We start from the raw sequence: 547 nt of genomic DNA on the forward strand, positions 1-547 counted from the left end.
CTAAATAGCTGCGCTTAATACCGCTACACTTTTGCCAGCCCATGTTTGCCTCCGGGGAATGGGCTGACGGTTTCCATAAAATGGCGAACTTTTTTCAACAGTTGCCACATTGAGCGGCACTGATGATTACGCGTTATTGTGTCGTGAAGTGCCTGCCATAGCCGTTCAACATGATTCACCCATGGCGAGTAAACCGGCTGATAAATGCCCCTGAACTTCGGGTTCTCCTTCAGCCAGCTCTGTGTTTCCCGGCTTTTGTGGATAATGTAGTTGTCCACGATCAGCGTGATGGTTTTCGCCCGACGGTATGTCGCTTTAAGCCGCTTCAGCAGGCTGATGAACAGCGCCGAACTTTTGCTGTTGCCGCCCACATAGCTGACTTTACCTGTCCCGCTGTGCAGCGCTCCGGCCAGATAATATTTTTCATTCTGTCCCGGTGTGACCACCCGTTTTTGCTGTCCGCGCAGTTGCCAGTCCGCACCGATTTTGGGATGAAGATGGATATCCACTTCATCTTCATAAAAGACCGGATGCTCTGCGCTGCATT

1 protein-coding gene is annotated in these 547 nt (G+C 51.2%); it reads right to left on the reverse strand.

What is annotated here, in order from left to right; genetic code table 11:
* Positions 1-23: 23 nt before the first annotated feature.
* Positions 24-547: IS630 family transposase (locus tag ACUU1M_RS20530; protein WP_447391838.1), on the reverse strand; the 524-nt coding region annotated here is incomplete at its 5' end.

The organism is Shigella sp. SIG6, assembly GCF_053555815.1.